The organism is Aestuariibaculum suncheonense, from assembly GCF_014596935.1.
Classification (GTDB): domain Bacteria; phylum Bacteroidota; class Bacteroidia; order Flavobacteriales; family Flavobacteriaceae; genus Aestuariibaculum; species Aestuariibaculum suncheonense.
On sequence record NZ_JACVXC010000002.1, the window covers coordinates 300568 to 325033 of the forward strand.

17 protein-coding genes and 2 tRNA genes are annotated in these 24466 nt (G+C 34.7%); 8 read left to right on the plus strand and 11 right to left on the minus strand.

What is annotated here, in order from left to right; all coding sequences use genetic code 11:
• Positions 1 to 20 precede the first annotated feature (20 nt).
• Positions 21 to 863: a universal stress protein gene (locus tag ICJ84_RS06915; protein WP_188215644.1), complete on the minus strand. Its 843-nt coding sequence runs from the start codon at positions 861 to 863 to the stop codon at positions 21 to 23.
• A 222-nt stretch (positions 864 to 1085) separates the two neighbouring features.
• On the opposite strand from ICJ84_RS06915, the gene ICJ84_RS06920 reads away from it, so the two are divergent.
• The 6 genes from ICJ84_RS06920 (at position 1086) to ICJ84_RS06945 (ending at position 5282) form a co-directional block, all read left to right on the plus strand.
• Complete coding sequence (locus ICJ84_RS06920; RefSeq protein WP_188215645.1) at positions 1086 to 1853, plus strand: DUF3108 domain-containing protein; 768 nt, start codon at positions 1086 to 1088, stop codon at positions 1851 to 1853.
• Positions 1854 to 1860: 7 nt separating this feature from the next.
• On the plus strand, positions 1861 to 2373 hold the full coding sequence (locus ICJ84_RS06925; RefSeq protein WP_188215646.1) for an FUSC family protein: 513 nt from the start codon (positions 1861 to 1863) through the stop codon (positions 2371 to 2373).
• 120 nt (positions 2374 to 2493) lie between these two features.
• Positions 2494 to 3549, plus strand: a complete 1056-nt coding sequence (locus ICJ84_RS06930; RefSeq protein ID WP_188215647.1) for a M28 family peptidase — start codon at positions 2494 to 2496, stop codon at positions 3547 to 3549.
• A gap of 65 nt (positions 3550 to 3614) precedes the next feature.
• Positions 3615 to 4625, plus strand: coding sequence for a M28 family metallopeptidase (locus ICJ84_RS06935; RefSeq protein ID WP_188215648.1), 1011 nt, complete (start codon positions 3615 to 3617; stop codon positions 4623 to 4625).
• Between the two features lie 188 nt (positions 4626 to 4813).
• Entirely contained in the window at positions 4814 to 4990 is a 177-nt protein-coding gene (locus ICJ84_RS06940) for a hypothetical protein (protein ID WP_188215649.1), read from the plus strand.
• Positions 4991 to 5197: 207 nt separating this feature from the next.
• Positions 5198 to 5282: transfer RNA gene (locus tag ICJ84_RS06945), tRNA-Ser, on the plus strand.
• 209 nt (positions 5283 to 5491) lie between these two features.
• Here ICJ84_RS06945 and ICJ84_RS06950 read toward each other — a convergent pair.
• From ICJ84_RS06950 to bshB1, 9 genes are all read right to left on the minus strand, one after another.
• A complete protein-coding gene (locus tag ICJ84_RS06950; protein ID WP_188215650.1) occupies positions 5492 to 6376 on the minus strand; it encodes a carbohydrate kinase family protein in 885 nt (294 codons plus the stop codon).
• Positions 6377 to 6620: 244 nt separating this feature from the next.
• Positions 6621 to 8369 (minus strand): RagB/SusD family nutrient uptake outer membrane protein, encoded by a 1749-nt coding sequence (locus tag ICJ84_RS06955; RefSeq protein WP_241748717.1) that lies wholly within the window; start codon positions 8367 to 8369, stop codon positions 6621 to 6623.
• An 11-nt stretch (positions 8370 to 8380) separates the two neighbouring features.
• Positions 8381 to 11536 (minus strand): SusC/RagA family TonB-linked outer membrane protein, encoded by a 3156-nt coding sequence (locus ICJ84_RS06960; RefSeq protein ID WP_188215652.1) that lies wholly within the window; start codon positions 11534 to 11536, stop codon positions 8381 to 8383.
• 11 nt (positions 11537 to 11547) lie between these two features.
• Positions 11548 to 13158 (minus strand): glycoside hydrolase family 32 protein, encoded by a 1611-nt coding sequence (locus tag ICJ84_RS06965; protein WP_188215653.1) that lies wholly within the window; start codon positions 13156 to 13158, stop codon positions 11548 to 11550.
• 9 nt (positions 13159 to 13167) lie between these two features.
• Entirely contained in the window at positions 13168 to 14484 is a 1317-nt protein-coding gene (locus ICJ84_RS06970) for a sugar porter family MFS transporter (RefSeq protein ID WP_188215654.1), read from the minus strand.
• 310 nt (positions 14485 to 14794) lie between these two features.
• Positions 14795 to 17542 carry a hybrid sensor histidine kinase/response regulator transcription factor gene (locus ICJ84_RS06975; protein ID WP_188215655.1) on the minus strand — a complete coding sequence of 916 codons (2748 nt, stop codon included), beginning with the start codon at positions 17540 to 17542 and terminating at the stop codon, positions 14795 to 14797.
• Between the two features lie 187 nt (positions 17543 to 17729).
• On the minus strand, positions 17730 to 17906 hold the full coding sequence (locus ICJ84_RS06980) for a histone H1 (RefSeq protein WP_188215656.1): 177 nt from the start codon (positions 17904 to 17906) through the stop codon (positions 17730 to 17732).
• A 316-nt stretch (positions 17907 to 18222) separates the two neighbouring features.
• Positions 18223 to 18298: transfer RNA gene (locus tag ICJ84_RS06985), tRNA-His, on the minus strand.
• A 153-nt stretch (positions 18299 to 18451) separates the two neighbouring features.
• Positions 18452 to 19171 (minus strand): bacillithiol biosynthesis deacetylase BshB1, encoded by a 720-nt coding sequence (gene bshB1 / locus ICJ84_RS06990; RefSeq protein WP_188215657.1) that lies wholly within the window; start codon positions 19169 to 19171, stop codon positions 18452 to 18454.
• A gap of 358 nt (positions 19172 to 19529) precedes the next feature.
• Between bshB1 and ICJ84_RS06995 the strand changes: the two genes are divergently transcribed.
• Positions 19530 to 21359 (plus strand): SLC13 family permease, encoded by a 1830-nt coding sequence (locus ICJ84_RS06995; protein WP_188215658.1) that lies wholly within the window; start codon positions 19530 to 19532, stop codon positions 21357 to 21359.
• 27 nt (positions 21360 to 21386) lie between these two features.
• Positions 21387 to 23018, plus strand: coding sequence for a phosphoenolpyruvate carboxykinase (ATP) (pckA, locus tag ICJ84_RS07000; RefSeq protein WP_188215659.1), 1632 nt, complete (start codon positions 21387 to 21389; stop codon positions 23016 to 23018).
• Positions 23019 to 23085: 67 nt separating this feature from the next.
• Here the strand turns inward: pckA and ICJ84_RS07005 are convergent, their stop codons facing one another.
• Positions 23086 to 24360 (minus strand): RuBisCO large subunit C-terminal-like domain-containing protein, encoded by a 1275-nt coding sequence (locus ICJ84_RS07005; protein WP_188215660.1) that lies wholly within the window; start codon positions 24358 to 24360, stop codon positions 23086 to 23088.
• Positions 24361 to 24466 lie beyond the last annotated feature (106 nt).

The following is a 24466-nucleotide window of genomic DNA, read 5'->3' on the forward strand; positions in this document are numbered from 1 at the left end:
ACTCCGCTTGGTAACATAAGTTACATTCGCTTTGGTAGGACTAATAATGGTATATTAATTCTAAAGGCAAAGTCATCAACCTGATGCTTTTTGAAAACATTATCTAAAAACGAATGTTTTTTATTAGTCATCGTAATTAATTTCACATCGTTATTGGTGATGTATCCTTGTACTGCATCAAAGACATCCTGTACATTAGTTTCAATCATTTTATAAGACACATCATCAAAGTTCTCATTAAAAAAATCTACATCCTGAAATAATTCTGTAGCTTCAGCATGCTCTAAAACCACATGCAATACAGTTAGCTTACTGTTGTTTTTTATTATAATTTCATTTAAAAGCTCTAATTCATCCATGTTGTACAGGGATTGAAAACTGGTTGTAAAAGCTACATCTTTTAATCCTGTGTATTTACAATGTTCTGGAACAACTAATACAGGAACCTTAACATGTTTTAACACGCGAACCGTGTTGCTACCAAAAACCACCTGACTTAAGCCTGTAGCGCCTTTGGTGCCCATAACAATCAAATCAATACCATTATTAATTACAGTCTGATTTATGGCATCGGTGAAATTATCATAGTCCACCATGGAAAAGAACTCATGCTTATCATTTTTGTATTCTTGTGTCAACTTTACAATCATCTTATCAACAGAAACCTTAGCTGCTTCGACTATGGAGTCGTAAACCATACCCATTGGACTACCCATCATTAAATTATCGGAGACATAAGACGATACTTTTTGTACATTCAAAATATAAAAATTGCAAGATTCATCTTTAAACATATCTAAAGCATAGTGAATCGCGTTTATCGAATTTTCTGAGAAATCGGTAGGTAATAAAATCGTTTTCATAATTAAAAGGGTTTTCTTGTCACTCTTGTTTTACTCTAAAGAATAAACCATTAACATTCATACACATAAATTTACAAATACTTCAACTTATAAATTATGACAATTATCAGTCCTCCTACATTATTACTTACAACAAATAAAAATTAGTATAATAGATGAAAGCATTGTATTTTCGGCACAATAAATGATAACCTTGACGTTATAAATTAGAATCTAAATACTATGAAGCGCATCCCATTTCTTTTCATGCTATTGTTAGCAATAGTATCGGCCAATGCTCAAAACACTGCTGTTGGTTATAACGAAAAACTAACCTACACCGCCTCCTACAATATGTCTGGGGTTTTAAACGATATCGCACAGGTAACCATGGAAACCAGTCCGGTAAAAACCTCTAAAGCTACCTTGTTAAGATTAAAATGTACGGCGGTAACTTATAGCAAATGGGATAACTTTTTTAAAATTAGAGATTTATACGAAAGTTATGTAAGCCCTAAAACGCTTACTCCTTATTTATATTCTCGTGACATTAACGAAGGTGGCTATTACAAATACATGAAATACACGTTTAGTCATAGTACCGGAACAGTAAAATCGTTAATGAAAAAGAAAAATAACTTCGAGGAAAATAAAACCGTAAAAATAAATGCCGGCACCAAAGATATCGTATCCACCATTTACAACTTAAGATTGATTGATTTTAGTACTATGAAAGTAGGAGCTAAAAAAAGTTTTACTATTATCTTTGACCGCGAAGAAACCAAAGGACAAGTTACTTATTTAGGTAAAGAAACCATTAACACTGCCATCGGTAAGAAAGAATGTTACAAATTAGCAGTTGGTTCCAGTGACAATGTTTTACAAGGCACCGATAACAACCTGATATGGCTTACTGCCGATGCTAATAAAATTTTAGTGTATGGTAAGTTTAAAATTCCTGTTGGTAATGGTGAGTTGAAAATTAAATCGGCTACTGGATTAAAAAATTAATTGTACAATGAAAAAGACGCTAACCATATTAGCTGTAATAGCTTCCATTTTTGCCGTAATTTTTTCGGTATTACCAATATCTAATTTGGCTATTTTTCCCGGTATAGCCGCTCTTCTGTTCGCCGGTGGAGCATTTTACTTAAGCAAAAAAGCAGGAGAAGTTAAAAAATTAGTTCAGTTTTCATTTTTGCTAACCATTATTGCGTTGGCTCTAACTTCGTACAAAGCCATTTTTACAACGACTGAGGTTGAAAACACAGATGAACTTCAGGCTAAAGAAGAAGAATTTCAAGATGCGGCTATTGAAGAGTTAGAAGGTTTGGAAATTGAAATTGACGATGCCGAGCTAGGGGATTTAGAAATAGACAATACTGAACTAGAAGGCGTTGAAATTGACGACTCTCAAATAGAATCTATCGAAATAAATGACGCTGAATTAGAAAATATTGAACTTAAAGCTGACGAGATTATAGATTCAGAAATAGAGTCATCAGATTTAGAAAACTTGGAAATTGAATAGTAAGTAATTTCCTTGGTTTTCATATATTTGGGACAGAAACAAAAATGAAACTCACAAGTTCAACATTTTTAAGCCCCAAAGAATGATGGATGTAAGTTTCATGTGATATTAAGAAAACACATGAAAATCTTCTGCATGCTCTCGGCACTTACCTTAGTTGGTACTTGTGCAACACCTAAATACACGGCTAAAATTCAAAACATAAAAGACAGCATTCAATTGGTTGACGAATCTTTAGTTACAAAATATGCGAATACCATAACTGCTGAAGAACTAAAAATAGAGTTATATCAGTTTGCTTCAACATCCTTTGCTGGCCGTCGTGTTGGAGAACCCGGACAGAAAAAAGCTGCTAATTTCTTAAAATTCTACTATCAAAAGAAAGGTATTAAGTCTCCTTTAGGAGATACCATTAATTATTTTCAAAACATTCCTAAAGACTTTTTCTTTAGAGACATTAAACCAACTGAAAATGTCATGGCTTTTATAAAAGGGATTGAATTTCCCGATGAAGTCATTATTATCTCTGCGCATTTAGACCACTTAGGAGTAAACGATAAAGGAGAAACCTATTTTGGAGCAGACGACAATGCCTCCGGAACGGTAGCCTTAATGGAAATGGCTCAGGCTTTTGAAAAAGCAAAAAAAGACGGACATGGTCCTAAGCGAAGTATTTTATTTTTACATTTAACCGCCGAAGAGATTGGCAAAAAAGGTTCGGAATACTATACACTACACCCTGTTTTTCCCTTAGAAAACACAGTAACTAATCTTAATATTGATATGATTGGTCGCATAGATGATATCCATAAAAACAATCCTAATTACCTCTATTTAATCGGTGCTGATCGCATTAGTAAGGAATTGCACTATATTTCAGAAAAAATCAATAACACCTATTTTAATATCGATTTAGACTACCGTTATAACGACGAGAGAGACAGAAATCAGTACTACACCCGATCTGATCATTATAATTTTGCAGCTAAAGGCATTCCGGTTATTTTCTATTTTAATGGCGAACATAGCGACTATCATCAACCCACCGATACTCCTGACAAGATTGAATTCACGCTTCTGGAGAAGCGCACAAGATTTATATTTGCAACAGCCTGGCAAATAGCGAACCAAAAGCACCGGTTACTTACAGATGTCAATAACCAATTGTTAAATTAATTTCAAAATCGAGCTGGCTGTAAATTCATTTTTGTAATATTAAGGTCTAAATAAATTTAACTTTCATGAAACGACTAAGTGTTCTTTTGTGTACTAGCTTATTAATTGCATCGTGTGGTACATCACAAAACAATCAAAAACAAGATAAAGATGATTTATCGGTAACTTATGCTGCAACTATCACCTCTGAAGAGTTAAAAGAAGCGCTTTACACCTACGCGTCCGATGAATTTGAGGGGCGAAAAACCGGTGAACCAGGACAGAAAAAGGCTGTGAATTTTTTAAAAGACCATTACGAAAGTTTAGGTATAGAATCACCAATTGCTAAAGGCGACTACTTTCAGGACATTCCAGAGTCTTTCTTTTCAAAAAAAGCCAAAGCTTCAGAAAACGTGGTGGCCTATATTAAAGGTACCGAAAAACCAGATGAAATTATTGTCGTTTCTGCCCATTTAGATCATATTGGGGTAAATGGCAACGGAAACATTAATAACGGTGCTGATGATGACGGATCTGGTACTGTGGCTATTTTAGAAATTGCAGAAGCCTTTAAAAAAGCTGCCGATAATGGTCACGGACCAAAACGCAGTATTTTATTTTTACACGTTACAGGTGAAGAAATCGGACTCTTCGGTTCACGCTACTATACCGATGTCGACCCTATTTTCCCTCTTGAAAACACCGTTGCTGATTTAAACATCGATATGATTGGGAGAGTGGATAAAAAACATGAAAACAACCGTAATTATGTTTACCTGATAGGATCAGATAAGTTAAGTACCGAGTTGCATAACATTTCTGAAGACGTAAACAAAAAATATGTAAACATCGATTTCGACTATAAGTACAACGATGACAAGGATCCAAACCGTTTTTATTACCGCAGCGACCACTACAATTTTGCAAAAAACAACATTCCGGTTATATTCTATTTTAACGGTACTCACGACGATTATCACAGACCATCGGACACTCCTGATAAAATAGAATACGATTTATTAGAGACCCGTGCTCGCCTAGTATTTCATACGGCTTGGGAACTGGCCAATCGTAAAGAACGCATAAAATTAGATTAACCGTTTGGGTATTGCCCTTCGGATAACGCTTTATTAGTTGGACTTTTCCTTCAAAAAGAGTTTAAACAACCACTCAATCGTTAACACATAGAAAGCTTCTCAAAGTCATGAGAAGCTTTTTTTATGCCGATTTTTTATTGAGGCTCACTTAATTTTTATAAAACATCATAATTGAGTAATATTGCTATATGGAATATACAGATTTAAAAGACCAACTCCCCAACGACGAAGGACAATACCTAGTAAAAATAAAAACAAATCAAGGTTATCGCGAAAGCAAAGCCCTATGGACGCCACACGTAGGTTTTGTTTTGATTGATGATAGCTTAGTAAACGAGGAACACATTATTGCCTGGAACATTTAATATGCCTTAAAAAGACTATTAACCAAAATAATCAATAGCAAAAAATACTTTTTCAAAGAATTATATAAGGCTCAATTCGCTAATACACAAACTGTTTAAACTAGCTAATAAAATTCGTGTAAAATGAAACAAAAAAATGTTTGCTAACAATAGAAAAGCTTACTATATTTGCACCCGCATTCAGGGAATACCTGATGAGACACTCAAGGAGAAATGGCAGAGTGGTCGAATGCGGCAGTCTTGAAAACTGTTGAGGGTCACACCTCCGGGGGTTCGAATCCCTCTTTCTCCGCTAAGAAGATATCAAATTCTACCAAAAAGCCCGAAAACATTATGATTTCGGGCTTTTTTAATTTTATTTATTCCCAATTAAATTCATTTAAAACTAAATAAAACGAGACTAAATCGGTGTCACTTTTTCTACAGATTTACTGAGACCGAATTAAACACAATTACCTATAAACTTTATTTACTACAAGTCTAGTCGATTAAAATATCTTATTAATACGGATTTATAAATGTATCAATTTCTGACCTTAGCAAAACAGGATTTGCTCCTTCACTTTGGGCTACCATAGCACCAACTGCACATGCAAAATCTATCGCTTCTTGTGTATTTACTTCATTTAGTAATTGACTTATTAAAGACCCTAAAAACGAATCGCCAGCACCAACAGTATCAATCACTTTTATTAAATAACCACTATTATAATAAAATTTGTCATTGTACAACAAAACAGCACCATGATGTCCTTTGGTCACACAAATGTGTTTGGTGTTTGTTTTCTCAGCAATGTATCTAATATTCTGCTCTAATGATAAATACTTTGAATCTAACAACTTGCTAACCTCATAAAGTTCATCATCATTAAACTTTATAAAATCGGCTTCGTTCATTAATTTAGTTAAAAGCTCTTTAGTATAATATGGAGGTCTTAAATTTAAATCGAAAATTTTGTATTTAGCAAGTCCGATAAGTTTAAATAACGTATTTCTGGAGCTTTCGTCTCTTGCGGCTAGACTACCAAAAACAAAAGCATCTGAATTTTTAACTGCATTTTTGTTTATTTCTGTTAATCTGATTTTATCCCAAGCTCTTGGATATTTGATGTCGTAGGATGCCGATCCTTTATCATTTAACATGACTTTTACCTTACCCGTTTTATATTCATTGTGTACTTGAATACAACTGGAATCAATACCAACTTCTTTAATATAATTAAGCAATTTAGCTCCATTATTGCCTTGACCAATGGCACTAATCATGGTAACATCATTACCTAATGCTTGTAATCTGTTTGCGACATTTAAAGGAGCTCCTCCTATTTTTTTGTGGGTTGGAAATACATCCCACAACACTTCTCCAAAACATACAATTTTCGACATATTATTTTCTTTTATAATTTTAGATTACCTCTCTGAATCATGTAATTTCAATGGTTTAATTTACATCTTTCTCAAAATTCCCCTTTCAGATTTAGTCTGTTTTTAAGTAGCAAAACTGGCTATTCAATTTCTACAGAAATCACCATGAAAAACATCAACTATATTACTCATAAAAATTCAAGTGGACATGTTATTATGCCCACTCGAATTAAAAACTACCAATCAAACTATATTCTAAATTTATTTAATAACCGGGGTTTTGTTTGTATAAATCTCCTCCGGTAAAGTCAATCTCTCGTTGAGGAATTGGATAATACTCATCGCGTCCAGCTGTAAATTTTGCACTCGACAAGAAATCCTTTCTTGTCTTTTCTACATTTAAGTAAGCATTTAAAACAGGCTCAGCAATTCCCCATCTTACAAGGTCGAAAAATCTAGGTCCTTCCATACCAAATTCTAAACGTCTTTCAAATATTAAAGCTTTAAAAGCATCATCTTTAGACATCCCCATAGGATACATTCCAATATTATAAACATCACTAGCTCCTGCATCTATAGGACGTTGTGTACTGTTGGCTGCTCGGGTTCTGATTTCATTAATAATTGTAACGCCTTGATCTACTTGTCCAAGTTGAATTAGAGCTTCAGCTTTAAATAGAAGAACATCGGCATATCTTATAAAGTCAACATTCTTTGATGTTCCAATAAATGGACCTTCTTTAACATAACAAGAACAGTCGGGAGCTTGTTGCTCTTTCATATTCCCAAAATACCCATAAACTCCAGGGTCTCTGGCCCAGCTAAAATTGTAAATCATATCTCCCGTCTGATTAACGGTATTTCTGTATTTAAACGGGCGCCCAGGTATTCCTACCGTATGATCTATCCTAGGATCTAAAGTAATCCCCGCTGCCAAAGGTGTTTTTCCAGAAGCATCTACGACATTAAAAATATTACTATCGTTAAAGGTGTCTATTAAAGGTAATCCTGCTGCGTTTGTTTTAAACGCATTAACCATATTATGACTTGCTAAGTGGAAACCACAACATCCGTATAACCCTGTCCCGTGAGGCGAATTTAACCCTGTCACAAAACTCACGCGGCTTACTGTTGTTCCGTCATTAATGGAAAACTGTACAGCCCAAATAGATTCAGAACCATTATCATAACCATCTAAAAAATTATTTCCATAATCTGGCTCTAGCGCCCCAGTTACATCATTTGCATAATCAATAACTTCCTGTAAACGAGATGTATTAATACTAGTTACCTGATGAGTTTCGTTTTGTTCGTAAGCCTGATATAGTCTTAATTTTGCTAAATAAGCTGCAGCTGCATTTTTATCGGCTCTTCCTACCTGATCCTGTGATTGAGGTAAATTATTATACGCAAATAAAAAGTCGTCTGCAATGGTATTCCATAAATCGTCATTATCCACTTCATTAGATACCTGAAGGATTTCTTCTTGTGTTAACTCTTCTGTGATGTATGGAATTTTCTTAAACAACAGCTTTAACACAAAGTGCGAATGGGCTCTTAAAAAACGAAGCTCTGCCTGTCTTAAAGTTTTATCTGCGTAATCTACTTCAGGTATATCATTAATCACTTTTAGAGCAAAATTGGCTCTTGAAATTGCTTTGTAATAATTTGTCCAGGTTCTAGGTCCCATCCAATCTGAAGGATCGTCTGCAATGGTTAAGTTATACTGTTCGTAACGGTCGATAATATCAACATCACTGCGGCCACCACCACCTTTATAAGCATCATCAGAGCGGACACTTCCATACACCCACATATGGGTTAAGGGCCCTACCATTTCATCATTTCCTATTCCAGCGTAAGCTGCAACTACTAAGGCTTCTGCATTTTCTGCTGTGGCTACATTTTCGTTAGATAATACACCTTCTGGTTCGTATTCTAAAAAATCTTTGGAACAAGCAACTAATAAAAATGCCGCTAAAATTCCTAACCATATTGTTTTTGTATTTTTCATTGTTGTCATTTTTAAAAGTTTACATTAAGTCCTATTGAAAGTATGGTTGGATTAGGAATATTATCTACATTGGTTCTTTCCGGATCTGCTCCTATGTAATTTTTAGGTGTAAACCAGAATAAATTTTCACCTTGTAAATACATTCGCAAACCTGTCATTCCTGCCCATTTACTAATTAATTCTTCAGGGAATGAATACCCAACTTGAAGGTTTCTCAACTTAAAATAAGAGTTCTTTCTGTACAAATAATCTGAAATTCTTTGATCGTTAAAGGCTAAGGATAACGAAGGGATGTCTGTATTTGTATTATTTGGTGTCCAAGCATTTAAAACACCCAACCCAGCATTCTCTCTACCTTGTACAAAGTTGTTCCAGAAGATGTACGGATCCTGACCGATTCTGCCAGTTACTCCTGAACCGAATAATGATAAATCGAAATTTTTGTATTCTAAATTAATTCTGATACCGTATTCTAAATCAGGAAGCGTTGTTCCTAAAAAATCTCTGTCTTCAGGTCCTATACTGCCATTACCATCTAAATCTTGAAATTTTATACCGCCTGGTCGTGCACCAACTTGAGTTGGGCTAGCATCAATATCGGCTTGACTTTGAAATAATCCAGCAGTTTTGTATCCAAAAATTGAAAATTGAGAGTGTCCAATAATAGAATTTTCAACCGTTCCAGGGTAAGACGACACAACTTCTTCTGGTAATTCAGTAATTTCATCTTTAAATGCTCCGAAATTAGTAGCTAGGGTAAACTTTAATCCGTTATTTAAAGTTTTTGAATATGAAAGTGCTAATTCCCAACCTTCAGTATTGGTTGTTGCTCCGTTTAAAACACGTTGCTGGCCTTCACCAATAGCTGAAGCAATTGGAGGTGTAGTTAAAATATCGCTGGTTTCTCTAGTGAAATAATCGAATGATCCTACCAAATTGTTATTAAACATCGTAAAATCAACTCCAAAATTATACTCTTTTGTTGTTTCCCATTTTAATGCAGGATTTGCTGCTTGAATTGACACAAAACCAGATGGTAAATTTCCTGTGTCAACACCATTTAAATCATAAGCAGTTCCCACATTATAGTAGATATTAAAAAAGTCTGGCACAAATTGATTTTGGTTAGCTCCATATCTTGATTCAAATAAACCAAAGCGAGCCAAATCTCCAATCGATTGATTACCTACTTCTCCATAACCAACTCTAAACTTTAATGCATTTAAAATATCGTTTTCTTTCCAGAATTCTTCATTACTAATTTTCCATCCTAAAGTACCTGCAGGGAATACCCCATATCGGTTATCAGCTCCAAATCGGGAAGAACCGTCACGACGTAACGTGAAAGAAGCTAAATATCTGTCTTCAAAGGCATAATTTATTTTTCCGAATTGTGATAATAATCTACTTCCTGTAGAAGTTCCATTATTTGTTCTGGCTCCTGTTGCTGCTCCTAATTGAAAAAAAGATTCTGTTTCAACAGCAAAACCGTCAGCTTGAGCATAGAGTCTGTCTAGATCGTCTTTTATGGATTCTGTTCCTAATAAAACTCCAAATTTATGCTTGTCGCCCAATTCTAATTGATAATTCAAAGTATTGGTAAACACTAAACTGGTGAATTTATTAGTATCTAGAATAAGTCTGTTATTCGCTCGGGTAATAAATCCATTGTATACTCTCGGTTCAATATCTTTTCTTCGAAAATCGCTGTAATCTAATCCTAAACTTGTTCTGAAAGTTAGATTCTTTAAGATATCAAACTCAGCATAAATATTACCAAAAATGGTGGTTCTTTCGGTATTATCCCAACGGTTAATGTATTGCATTAAAAGTGGGTTATTTCTATCGGAATATCCGGCTCCAAGTGGCCCTGCAAAATTACCATTATCATCGTAAACCGGAATCGTTGGAGCCAAAGTAACAGATAGACTTGGAATTCTGGCACTACCAACATCCTGTGAAGCTAAAGTCTCATCGGAAGTCGATAATTGTGTATTAATACCAACTCTAACTTTATTGTTGAATAAGTTAAAATTAGAGTTTAACTTTCCATTGATTCTCTCATATCCGGTATATTTTAAAATACCTGTGTTTTTTAAATGACCTATGTTAATTAAATGAAACGAGTTATCCGTTCCTCCTGATATAGAGATTTCATTGTTGTACACATACCCTTTTTCATACATGACATCCTGCCAATCTGTGTCTCCTGCAGGCACACTGGTATCTCCACCTACATAAGGCTGTACGGTAACACTATTCAAAACAGGGTTATTATAATCGTCATTCCAGTCGAAATTATAAATTTCACCATATCCTGCGTTTGGGTCGGCTCCATCATTAACTGATGCTTGCCACAACACCTGACCTCTTTGTTGTGCATTAAGCATATCATAGCGTTGCTTTTTTTCGGAAAGCATAGATACATTTGAATTTATACTAACTCTTAATTTTTCTCCGCCAGCAGCCTTAGCACTATTTTTAGTGGTTACGATGATTACACCATTTCCGGCTCTTGCTCCATAAAGAGAGGATGCTGAAGCATCTTTAAGTACTTGCACAGATTCTATTGTACTGGGATTTATACCAGCAAATACTTCTTGTCTCACGGTAGGAACCCCGTCAATAACATATAGCGGATTATTGTTACCTAAAGTCGTTGCACCACGAATCAAAACGTTGTTACTCGTTCCTGTAGGATCTCCATTTTTTTCGATGAACAAACCTGGTACCTGACCTTGAAGTCCTTGAACAGCACTACCTGAACTCAGACTAACCCCTTCCGTAGGACCAAGTTCAACAACGGTTATTGCTCCGGTAACATCTACTTTTCGTTCTTTAGAATATCCGGTTACTACAATTTCTTCAAGTTCGCTTGCATCAGCCTCAAGAATAACATTTATAACGGTTTGGCCATTTACTTTAATCTCCTGAGTTTTGTACCCAATATAACTGAATACCAATATGGCATCGCTGCTTACATTTTCCAGAATATAATCCCCATCGAAATCGGTAGCTGTTCCCTGAGTCGTTCCTGAAACAATTATAGAAACTCCGGGTAAAGGCATACCATCTTCTTTGGCTGTAACAGTTCCGCTAATTTGCGCCTGAGCATAATAGCTCAATAGTGCAAATAGCGATAGCAGTAAAAGTTTTTTACATTTCATAATTAATTAGTTTAGTTAAAGTTTAGTTGATTTACTTCTATATAATCAAGATTAAACTCTTGATTAGTTGGTTTAATACTTAGTTGGTTAAATGGTGTATTAGGAAAAAATATTTCCGTCATTACAGACTCTCCGTTATCGAAGAATAGTTCTATGGATGTTTTATCTAAAAGTATTCTTCCTGATAAATTTTGATTTGCAGAAGTTCTCGGCGCTAGTGATATTTTATTAGCAAAATCTTTTGAAAAATTGACTTTGCCTGATTTACTTCGGTCTATAAAAAAGAGTTTTTTTGCATTGTTATAACCAAAAAGCAATTCATCTCCAGCTTTATTAGATAGTTTAAAAGTGCAACCGCCTTCTTGATTTAAGTTTGAAATATTAAAAGCAATTTCTACACTGGATAAGTCAATAGTTTCAGAATCTATAATTTTGGTTTCATTTGCTATTAATACATTTTCTTTTTTAACCTTTTTACCTCTGTAATTTTCGATTTCTCGTACAGGATTAGAGATTAATCTAAAGCCTCGCTCATTTTTCTGAAGTTGCACTTTTCTAGCAACGGTCATCGCACTTCTCCATGTTTCTGTTGGCACGGCCTGTGCGTATTGCCAATTAGACATCCAGCCAATCATAAGCTTGCTACCATCTTTGGTTCTAGCGTTAGACCAAGACACTCCGGCATAATTGTCTTTTCCGAAATCTATCCAATAGGTATGTTCTTCATTTAAAGCTTTTGAAAATTCGTCATCCATAGTAAACTGAGTGCCATCAAAATCTCCTATAAAATACTGTGTTGCCGAGCCTCCATTTGGACCTCCAGGATTTATGCTAACAAATAGTACCCATTTGGTTTCATCGCTTCCATTAACAGGAAGTTTGAAAAAGTCCGGGCACTCCCAAACGCCTCCATGTCCGCCAATACCGCGACCGAAATCTGATAAATAATTCCATGCTTTTAAATCCTTCGATTCATAAAACATAATGCGATCTCCTGCAGCTAATACCATCATCCAACGGCTTCTTTCTTCATCCCATGACACTTTAGGGTCTCTAAAATCTTTCAATTCATTATTATCAATAACAGGGTTATTTTCATACTTGGTAAAAGTTTTACCTTCATCATTACTAAAGGCTATACTCTGTGTTTGTTTCCAGTTGTCTTTACCCTCCAATTGTTTTGAACTTGTATACATGGCTACAATTGGTGCTGAATTCTCTACTTTTCCAAAACCGGAAGTATTACCAATATCAACCACAGCACTACCTGAAAATATGGTTCCTAATTCATCGGGATATATTGCAATTGGTAATTCTCTCCAGGTAATCATATCAGTACTAACGGCATGCCCCCAGTGCATTGGTCCCCAAACATTGCTATCGGGATGGTACTGAAAATATAAATGGTAATAGCCATTGTAGTAAAACATTCCATTAGGATCGTTCATCCAATTTTTCTTTGGCGTAAAGTGATAATTTGGACGATAAAGCGTTTCTTCTGAATGTGATTCAACAGCAACTTGTTGCTGCATATGATCATTATCTGTTTTTACCTTCTCCTTACAGGAAACCAGCAAAACAAGTGCCAGTGTAATTGCTACTAGATGTTTTAAAGCTTTCATTGATTTATCTTATTTAGTTAGTGTTTTGCTTAATTCTTCAAGAGAAATTCCTTTTGTCTCAGGCATCATAAAAACAACAAAAAGGAGTTGAAATACCATCATTATTGCAAAAAAGAGAAATACCATTCCAGCACCAATTGTTGAAAACAATATGGGAACCAAAGAAGGTACCACGGCTGCTAACACCCAATGCACTGAACTACCAAATGATTGCCCAAAGCCTCGTAAATGGTTAGGAAAAATTTCTGAAATAAATACCCATATCACTGTTCCTTGTCCAATAGCATGTGATGCTATAAAAATGAATAACAATATAGGTACAATACTACCTTCCCAACTAAAAAAGAAGGCAGCAGAAACCAAACTCAAAGAGACTATATAACCAAATGAACATATATACATTAATTGTTTTCTTCCTAATCTGTCTATTAGAACAATACCTAATAAAGTGAAAAGCATATTGGTAACACCTATTCCAATACTACTTAATAAAGCCGTACTCTCACCAAGTCCTGCTTCTTCAAAAATTCTTGGAGCATAATATAATAAGGCATTTATGCCCGATAGTTGATTGAAAAATGCTATTAAGAAAGCTAGAATTAAAGGGAATCTGTATTTTTTTAGGAATATGTTTTCGTTAGGCACGGTGCTTTCCATCTCATCCTTAATCTCTAACATAAGTTTTTCTGGATCTTGATCTGGACTTATAATTTTAAGAACTCCTATGGCTTCGCTATTTCTAAATTTGGTAAGCAACCAACGAGGGCTTTTTGGAATTGTTAAAGCAAATACTGTGTAAATAGCAGCAGGGAAAGCTTCCACACCAATCATCCATCTCCAGGCATTATCACCTATATTATTTAATAGGTAATTAGATAAAAAAGCTATTAATATCCCAAATACAATATTAAATTGATAAAGACCTACAAGTTTACCTCTATCTTTGGCAGGGGCAATTTCCGAGATATATGCTGGTGCTGCTATGGTAGAAGCTCCTACACCTAAACCTCCTAAAAATCTAAAAATAGCAAACGTTATAGGGTCGTTTGCCAAGGCTGAACCTATGGCTGAAATCGTATAAAAGATACCAATCCATACCAAGGTTTTTTTACGACCAATTTTATTGGTGGGTATTCCGCCTAATAGAGCCCCTATTACAGTACCCCATAAGGCCATTCCTATAACTACAATGCCATGAAACATATCTGAAGAGTTCCATAATAGTTGTAGTTTTTTTTCTGCTCCAGAAATAACAACAGTATCAAATCCGAAAAGAAATCCTGCTAATGCTGCCGTAACAGACCATATTAATATCTTGCGATTCATTGTGGTGGTAATTAGTTTAGTTGATTGCAAATTATGTGGAAAATGCAATTTCTTCGTTTTCTAATGTTACAATATGTTACAAAATTGTTAAAACGAACTAAAAACCCTTAAAAAGCCCTATTTATCCACTAATAATAAGGAACTATGTTTTTTAAGACGGCTGTATTAATATAAAATTGTTACATCAATGTTTGAATTTGATACCGTTTTTACAACAACAGTATTGACAATATGATAAAACACACCCACTAGCATTATAAATTCGGTAATTTAAAAGTATTATATATTAAAAATGACAATATATTACGATTTAATCTTTCAAATAATCGGTTCTATACGTTTTAGGTGAAACGTTGTATTTACTTTTAAAAGTTGTTGAAAAATAGTTTGGTGTAGAAAAGCCTGTTGCATAAGCAATTTCGGAAACTGTAAGTGGGGACGTTTCAAGTAAAACCTTGGCTCTATCTAATCTTATGTTCATAATGTAATCACTTATATTAACTCCTAAAATAGCTTTCATTTTCCTGTAAAGTTGAACTCTAGAAATGTTAAGTGCTTCGGCTAATTGTTCAACTGAAAATTTTGAATTGTCTAAATTGTCTTCTATTAATTTGTTTATACTTGTAATGAAATTTTGTTCAAACAACCCGAAGTTTTGGTCGCCCTCTATTTTATGCATATTATTAACGTAATAATAGCGTAGTTTTTCTCTATTAAACAATAATGTTTTAATAGACTGAAATAAAATTCCAAAACTAAACGGTTTGGTTAAATACAAATCGGCACCACTTTGCAAACCTTTTATATAAGAATCTTTATCGTTTAGTGCCGTTAAAATGATGGTTGGAATATGAGAAGTTCTTAAATCTTGTTTGAGTATTTTACAAATTTCGAATCCGTTTTTATCTGGTAAATTTACGTCACAGATGAGAATGTCAGGAACTATTTCAAGTGCTTTTTCAATCGCATCGTTACCTTCAGAAGTATAGACTTTATATTCTGATTTTAATTTTTCTTTTAAATACTTTAATAAATCCCGATTATCTTCAATAATTAAAATTGAATAATGCTCTTCTGACGATTCCAAATTTTGCTGATTAAAAGTATCGTCTTCATAATCGTTTTCAAATTTTAAAATAGAATCATCAATAACATCAGGTTCAAAAACAATCTCTTCAGGATTTAAATGAGCTTTTCCTTTATAGAGACTGATTATAAATTCGGTTCCATGTTTCGAAAAAACTTCAATATCACCTTTATGCAACTCTATAAATTCCTTTGAAATATGAAGGCCTATCCCTGAGCTGGGCTGACTATTATTGGAACCGTGATAAAATGCTTTAAACACATTTTTTATTTCATTGTCAGGTATACCGATTCCGGAATCTTTAAAATGGATTTTAACAAAATTACTTTCCGAATCGTCTTCAATTTTAATGCTAACCCTTCCATTATCGGGCGTAAATTTAAAAGCATTTGAAAGTAGATTGAAGTAAACCTTATCCATTAAATTACGATCTAAAAACACTTTTAAAGATTCGTTATTACACTCCAACGAAAACTTAATGCCTCTTTTTTGAGCTTCTCTTTCAAAGTCTTTAAAAACAATTCTGGAAAACTCGAAAAGATTGGTTTCAGAGGCTTTTAAGATAAATTTTCGGTCTTCTATTTTTCTAAAATCTAAGAGTTGATTAATAAGTCGTAATAACCGTTTAGAATTATTAAAAATCAGTCCTACTTCACTCTGCATTTTACCCTCTTTTACAACTTTACTATCTGACAAAGAATCGATTGAAGATAAAATTAATGTTAACGGCGTTTTAAATTCATGTGATAACCCTGTAAAAAAATTAACTTTAGCCTCGTTACTTGTTTTTACCTCTTCGGCTATTTTTTTTATTTGATTTCTTTGAACTGTAATTTTATTGTTTTGAATTTCTAATTCGCGTTTACTCTTTTTTATTTTGTAGCCAGAGTAAATACTATAGCCTCCCAAGATTATACTAGTAAACAATAAAATTAAAACAACTCTTAAAACATTTCTTTGTGTAGAATAGGTTTGCTCCTGCCTATTTATTCTTTCTTGCTGACTTTCAATATCTAACTGATGCTGAGCTATTTTATCATATTGATTTTTCATTATTTCAGCATTTCTAGAGTCAATTACAATTGTTTTAAGTACGTTATTTTTTGATACTTTTTCATTGTTTAAAATCATAGAAACCAACTTCATGGTTTCATCACCTCCTGTTGGATATAGCATAGTAGCCATGAGAATACCCTGTTGTACCAGTTGAATACCACCGTTAGGACCAGGTAAACCGTCAACACCTATAATTTTCACATTTTCCTGTAACCCTTTTTCTTTTAAAACTTCCCAAGCACCTAGCGCCAATCTATCATTATGAGCAAAAATGTAATTTATGTGCTTATTTCCCTTTAAAAGGTCTCTTAAAGAATCTTTAATAGAGTAACTTTCCCAATTGCTATTGATAGAAGCTACAACATTTAAATTTTGCGTTTTATTAATAATATTATTAAAACCCAAACTTCGCTCTAAAGCTGGTGAAGAACCAGCTAGCCCTTTTATTTCAAGAATGTTACTTTCATTGTTTTCAACAGATGCTAAATAGCTTGCTGCATCCGCACCCACCTGATAATTGTCGCCCCCAATATAAGCGGTATAATTAGCCCCTTCAATTTTACGATCTACAACTAAAACAGGAATCCCAGATTTATAAGCTTTCTCAACAATAGGAGTTATTGGTTTCGATTTTACCGGAGACACAATTAGTACATCAACTTTCTCTTTTATTAACTTATCAATATCCTTAATTTGTTTTTCTACGCTATCTTCTCCGTCTAAAATATTCAATTCTATATTAGAATTAAATGCGGCTTGAATTAACATAGATTGATTCATTGCTTTGCGCCAATCATCTGCAAATCCAGTTTGAGAAAAACCTACTTTATTTACTGTTTTTTGATTTTCATTTGTACAACCAATACATATTAGCAGGCTAAATAAAACAACAAGTTTTAGTGATAAAAGCTTCATTAAGTTAAGGAAAGAATTAGTTTAGTTAATTGGTTTTAAAATGAAATATAGTGATTTTAATTAATATAAAACCCCATATCTACTTCTCATTATTTTCTCCGCAGAATCAAAATTTTAACTATACTTTTTAAGCAAAAAAAAATCCCTTTAAAATTTAAAGGGATTAACACTAATAATAAAAAGAAAATTATTTTTTAGAAGCTTCTAAAGATACTTTACGAAATTCCTTCATTAATTTAGTCATTTCCAAAGTCGCTTTACGAGCTCTTGTTCCAGCAGCTTTATTTCCATTTTCTAATTGAGCGTTTGCATCAGCTGAAAATGCTTCAAATTGTGCGTTGATTTGTTCTAATAATTCTTTCATCGATTCAAGGTTTTTAAATTAATGTTAGCGAAAATAGAATAAAATTTTCATTTTTTTTAAATCCGTCCCCTTTTCATCCCTTGTATTTTATAGGTTCCTATACAACTCATTGATTTTCTGAATATCTCAAAATGGTTATTTTAATTATTTATTAAAAAATATTTGAATTAAATAACCTTTCATGCCAACTACAAGAAATCTAACTTAAACAGAAATCACCTCAGTGAAGGTTGCATGAACATAAAAATATTGACCAACCGGATAATTTAAAGCACAAAAAAAGCCCTTCAAATAAATTGAAAGGCTTGTTAATTTTGGGTGGAAGATCGGTCTCGAACCGACGACCTCCTGAACCACAATCAGGCGCTCTAACCAACTGAGCTACAACCACCGTGTAATGCATTTCGCAATGCGAGTGCAAATGTAAACGTTTTAGGCGTTACTGCAAAAGTTTTTTGAAATTTTTTTTAAGTATTTTTAAAAATAATTTCAGTTTTTAAAGTAACCTATTCATTTACTTTTACTTATTAAAAAAATATTTTTCACTAAATTAAATCAAACAGGCTGCTCACCCCAACATAGCGTTCTACAGTAAAGCCTTCGGCGTATTCTACTCCTATTAAACGCCCCAAATCGCGGGCTCTATAAATCACACTATCGGTGAAATTTTTACTTGAAATTGGCGTTTGAGGCTCTTTGCTGTCTTCACTGTAAAATTGTGTTTTATAAGCCAGCACCGATTGCATTTTAATATCAATATAATCGGAAACATCTACAACCAAATCCGGTTCTATATTTTTCCACTGAATAAAATGGTAAACTTGTTTTGGTCTCCAGGGTTTCTGTACCTCACCTGCTTCATCTAAAGTTTCAATCTTGAGCAAACCACTTAAAAAACAGGCATCGCTGGCCAGTTTACTCCCTTTACCGTGATCAATATGCCTATCATCAATCGCATTACAAATCACTATTTCCGGCTGATACTTTCTTATTTTTGAAATTAATGCCAACTGGTGTGCTTTATCATTCACAAAAAAGCCATCAGCAAATCGCATATTTTCACGCACCGATGCCTTTAATATCGCTGCGGCATCTTTTGCTTCTTCATCTCTAGTTTCCGCTGTACCACGTGTACCTAACTCACCACGTGTTAAATCGATAATACCAACTTTTTTTCCATTGGCTACCTCTTTTGCCAGAGTTGCACCACAGCCCAATTCTACATCATCAGGATGAGCGCCAATGGCAAGTATGTCTAACTTCATAGTTTATAAATTATAGTCTACTTTATATTACTAATAAATCACTTATTCTTAAAATATTTTCACTTTTTATCAAAAAATGTGAAAATCGAAATACTAATTACTTGTTAAAATCTTTAAATCCAGAAAAAAACAAAATTACGAATACGTTTTCGTTTATACTTTTTGTATATTTTTTTTACTAAAATCAACAATAATTTAAAAAATGACACTTATTGATAAACATGACTTTAATCATAATAATTAGAGTAATTGTAAAGTAATTTTAACAAATAATTAGGATTCAAACCAGATATAGCCTTCCATTCAAGACTCTGGTGAATGTAAAATTAATAAACAAATATTAGATATGGTCTATTTAATGCTCTTCATTTTAGTTGTAACGATTGGTCTATTTATCTGGGGAAAATTCACACCGGACATCGTCGCCCTCATTTCTATGCTAAGCTTGTTTTTAACGGGTATTTTAGATGTTAGCGAAACATTAAGCGGATTTAGTAATCCTACCGTTATTATGATTGCCGCACTCTTTATTATAGGTGAAGGCATTGCCCAAACTGGGTGGACTGCTATGGCCGGTAAAAAGTTTGTAGAATGGGCTGGAAAAAGTGTTCCGAAACTTCTTGTGATCATCACTTTAGGAGCCGGTGTACTTTCTGGCTTTGTAAGTAACACCGGAACAGTAGCGACGTTAACCCCTTTAACCATATCGTCTGCCTGGAGTATTGGTACATTACCTTCAAAAATGCTAATACCAGTAGCGTTTGGCTCTAACACCGGGGGACTGTTAACTCTTACAGGTACACCTCCTAATATTATTGCAAGTAATGCTTTGGTTGAAGCTGGCTACGGAGGATTTTCATTCTTTGAATTTGCTTTAATTGGTATTCCGTTACTCATTATAACCCTTGTCTACTTTAGATATATAGGTTATAAATTATTACCTAAAAATAAAACGAATAATAAACCTGTAAACATTGAATCTACCTTTCATAACTGGATAGAAGCTTATAAAGTACATGACGACTACTACAGATTACGTATTCGTTCTATTTCTCCGCTTATCAATACCAAAATGGAAGACTGGCAGTTTGAAAAAGATTATCATGTTAGCATCATTCGTATAAAACGCAGACATCCAAAAGTATTGAAAGGCATCAATCCTTTTATTGAGTTCCCGAATCCACAAACCGAATTGTACTATCACGATATCATTACGGTTAAAGGTAGCACCGAAGCTATTAATAAACTTATGATTACCTTCAGATTAGGACTTTTACCTCTGGAACCTATCACCGACGAGTTAAAACATAACCTCATCAATCAGGAAGTTGGGATGACCGAAGTGATTGTGAATCCAAACTCCATGCTGGTAGGCAGAAAATTCAGACTAGGAGAATACTTTAAAAGATATGGCATTCAGCTTTTGGCGGCATCCAGAAATAACAAACCTTTACAAGACAAAGAGATTGTTGTTAAAGCCGGAGATGCCTTCTTATTACGAGGCACCTGGCAGTCTATTGAAGATTTAAAAAAACAACACGAACATTTAGTGATTATTGGTAGTCCTGAAGGAATGGCCAAAAACGTAGAAAATCTGAATTTCAAATCGTACATCGCTTTAGGCACCTTAATTTTCATGATCCTATTGATGGTCTTTAAAATCGTTCCCGGAGCCATTGCGGCCTTATTATGTGCTGGTATTGTTCTGTTAACAGGTTGTGTAACCATTTCTAAAGCCTACAAAGGTATTAGCTGGACAAGTGTGGTTATGATTGCGGCCATGATTCCTATGGGAATTGCACTTCAAAAAACCGGAACTGCACAATTAATTGCCAATGGTTTAGTTGAGCACTTAGGCAGTATTCACCCGATAGTATTATTAGGAGGAATCTTTTTACTAACCACCACATTTAGTCAGGTAATTAACAACTCGGCCACAGCAGTTTTAATGGCGCCCATTGCCATGTTGGCTGCCAGTTCATTGAATTTAGACCCACATCCGTTTATGATTGTGATTGCCATTAGTGCTTCAACAGCTTTCTTAACACCAATTGGTACAACCACAAACGCTATGGTCATGACTGCAGGTGGCTATAAATTTATGGATTACTTTAAAGTAGGCGCACCACTGCTTTTACTACTCTTTATACTAACGCTTTTACTAGTGCCTGTAATATGGCCCTTATAATACCAAAACATTTAAAAAATAATTAAAATGGAAGATTTAGTAACCATGGGAGTTCATACCAGCCTTGAGCAGTATGGCTTAAAAAATGTCACTGTACACTGGAACTTATCACCAGAAGAACTTCAACAAATTACCCTTGAAAACAACATGGGTAAAGAGACGGCTAATGGCACACTTGCCATAAACACCGGAAAATTTACCGGTCGCTCACCTCAGGATCGTTTTATTGTAAAAGACACGTACACCGAAAAAAAAGTATGGTGGGGAAAAACCAATAAACCGGTATCGACCGAAAACTTCAACAAATTAAAACATGAAGTAACAGAATACCTTTCCGGAAAAGAATTATATGCTAGAGATGCTTACGCTTGTGCTGAACCTGAATTCAAAACAAAAATACGCGCTATCACCGAGCTACCTTGGTCTAATCTTTTCATCTACAACATGTTTTTACGACCTGGTGAGAAAGAACTTGAAAATTTTGAAGAAGACTGGCTAATTCTATGTGCTCCGGGTTATGTATGCCCTAATCCTGAAGCTTTCGGTATTCGTCAAGGAAACTTCTCTATCATTAATTTCACACAAAGAGTAGCACTTATAGGCGGTTCTGCCTATACTGGTGAAATGAAAAAAGGCATTTTCTCTGCATTGAATTTAATTTTACCTGTTGAAAAAAATGTGCTGCCTATGCACTGTTCTGCAAATGTTGGTAAAAAAGGTGACACTGCTATTTTCTTCGGCTTATCAGGAACCGGAAAAACAACCCTTTCTGCCGACCCTGAAAGAAAATTAATTGGAGACGACGAACATGGCTGGACCGAGGATAACGTTATTTTTAACTTTGAAGGCGGTTGTTATGCTAAAGTGATTGATTTAAGTGAAGAAAAAGAGCCGGACATCTTCAGAGCTGTGAGACCGGGTGCCATGCTTGAAAACGTTGTTATTAAAGCTAATGGTGAAGTGGATTATTTAGATAGCTCCATCACTCAAAACACGCGTGTAAGCTACCCTATTCACCATATTGATAATATTCAGGAAACGCTATATGCTAACAATCCTAAAAACATCTTTTTCTTAACCTGTGATGCGTTTGGGGTACTGCCACCGGTATCAAAATTAACACCAGGTCAGGCAGCATACCACTTTATTTCTGGATATACAGCTAAAGTTGCAGGAACCGAAGCTGGTATTACCGAACCTGTTCCGTCATTCTCGGCTTGTTTTGGGGAACCTTTTATGCCTTTACATCCCACCGTATACGGAGAAATGTTAAGTAAAAAAATGCAGGACGCTGGTGTAAATGTATGGTTAATTAATACTGGGTGGAGTGCCGGCCCTTATGGTGTGGGTTCTCGTATCAAGTTAAAATACACCAGATCCATGATTACCGCTATTCTTAATGGCGACCTAGATGATGTAGACTATGAACAAAATCCAATTTTCGGCTTATTCATGCCTAAATATTGTCCGGGTGTTCCTTCTGAAATGTTAGATCCTATGAATACATGGTTACAAAAAGGCGCTTATATTGGAAAAGCCATTCAGTTGGCACATTCGTTCCACCTAAACTTTGAAAAATTTGCCCATCAAGCTTCAAAACAAATTATGGAAGGTGGACCATTAATTGATGAGCACCACCATTTGGAAGAACATATTTAATAGTTGTTTTAATGATACTGTAGAGGAACTCAAAAAATAATGAGCTCCTCTACATTGTTTTTATGTTCTAACTTACACTTTCACTATTCAATAATTCCCGGTTAGCAAATTTATAAACCAACGCTCTGAATTCTTCATAATCATTGGCAGTTTCTTCTAGTGTCTTACCGTTAATAGCACCATTCCAAGCTTGCTGAATTGCAAGCACTCCTGCTTCAAGACCTGACGGATGACCTAAAATCGCATCGCCTGCCATATACAATAAATCAGTCGTTTGCAAGCGATTGTAAGTTTCAAAAGCCTGACCTCCCCATTGCCCGGAAGATACCACTGGCAATACCGATTCACTATTTAAGAAGGGTTTAAGGCAAGATTTTATAGAGCGCAATGCAGAATCATTGGATTCCCCAAAAGTATTTTCTATGCCATTCACATACATTTGATCTACACCTGCTAATCTGGATATTTTATCGTAAGCAGGAAAATTTATCCCAAAAAATGGGTGTTTGTTAAACATACCCCATCCGTTTCTGTGTGCATGAACGGACAAACCTCCCCAATTACAAACCTGTTTTGTAGCTGTCCACCCCACACTATTTATACTAACCATAACACTTGTACCGCCGGCATTTACTACTGTTTCGTAATTAGACTGCATAGTTCTAAAATCTCCTGTAATATTAAATGCATACATAATTTTCTTTCCGGTTTTATCGGCTTGAGCGTTAATAACATCCATTACTTTTTCAACGCGCTCTTCAAATGTAGAACTAGCTGAAGATGTTAAGAGTTCGTCGTCTTTAATAAAATCAATACCAGCATCGGCTAATTTCTGTACCAGTTGAGCCGTATGTTCAGGTGTCAATCCTAGACTAGGTTTTATAGCTGTTCCTATCATTGGTTGTTTTAATTCCACACCAGCTAAAGCCTTCGTTCCTCGCAAACCAAATTTAGGACCTCTAAAATGCTCTCTGTATGAGTTAGGTACTTCAAAATCATCTAACTTAAGCCCTGAAAACTGGGTTGATTCATAAATATTACCTAAAAGTGTGGTGATTAATGTAGGAATATTATAACCAAAATTCCCAACCGGCCAGGAAACAATTACTTTAGCACGCTTAAAAACAGTCCCTTCCTTATAATTCCCTGGTATACTAGGTACTGAAACCTCTTCCTGTAATTCTATATGCTCTACCCGAGCAGCATAAAGCTTCCTAAACTCCTCTAACTCCTGAGTCGTTGAAATAAAAGTCCCACTGGATTGTTCTCCCGCTAAAACTGCGGCTGCCTGTTCTACATCATAGGGTGTTTCTATTAGGTAGGCTGCAAAAATTCTTTCCATTTAAATAATTGGCTATCTGTTAATTTAATTAGAGTTGTAGGTAAAGTTGGTATAAAATTTTCTTAATACTATCCTGCTGTAACCTGTTGTAAAATTGATCGTTAAT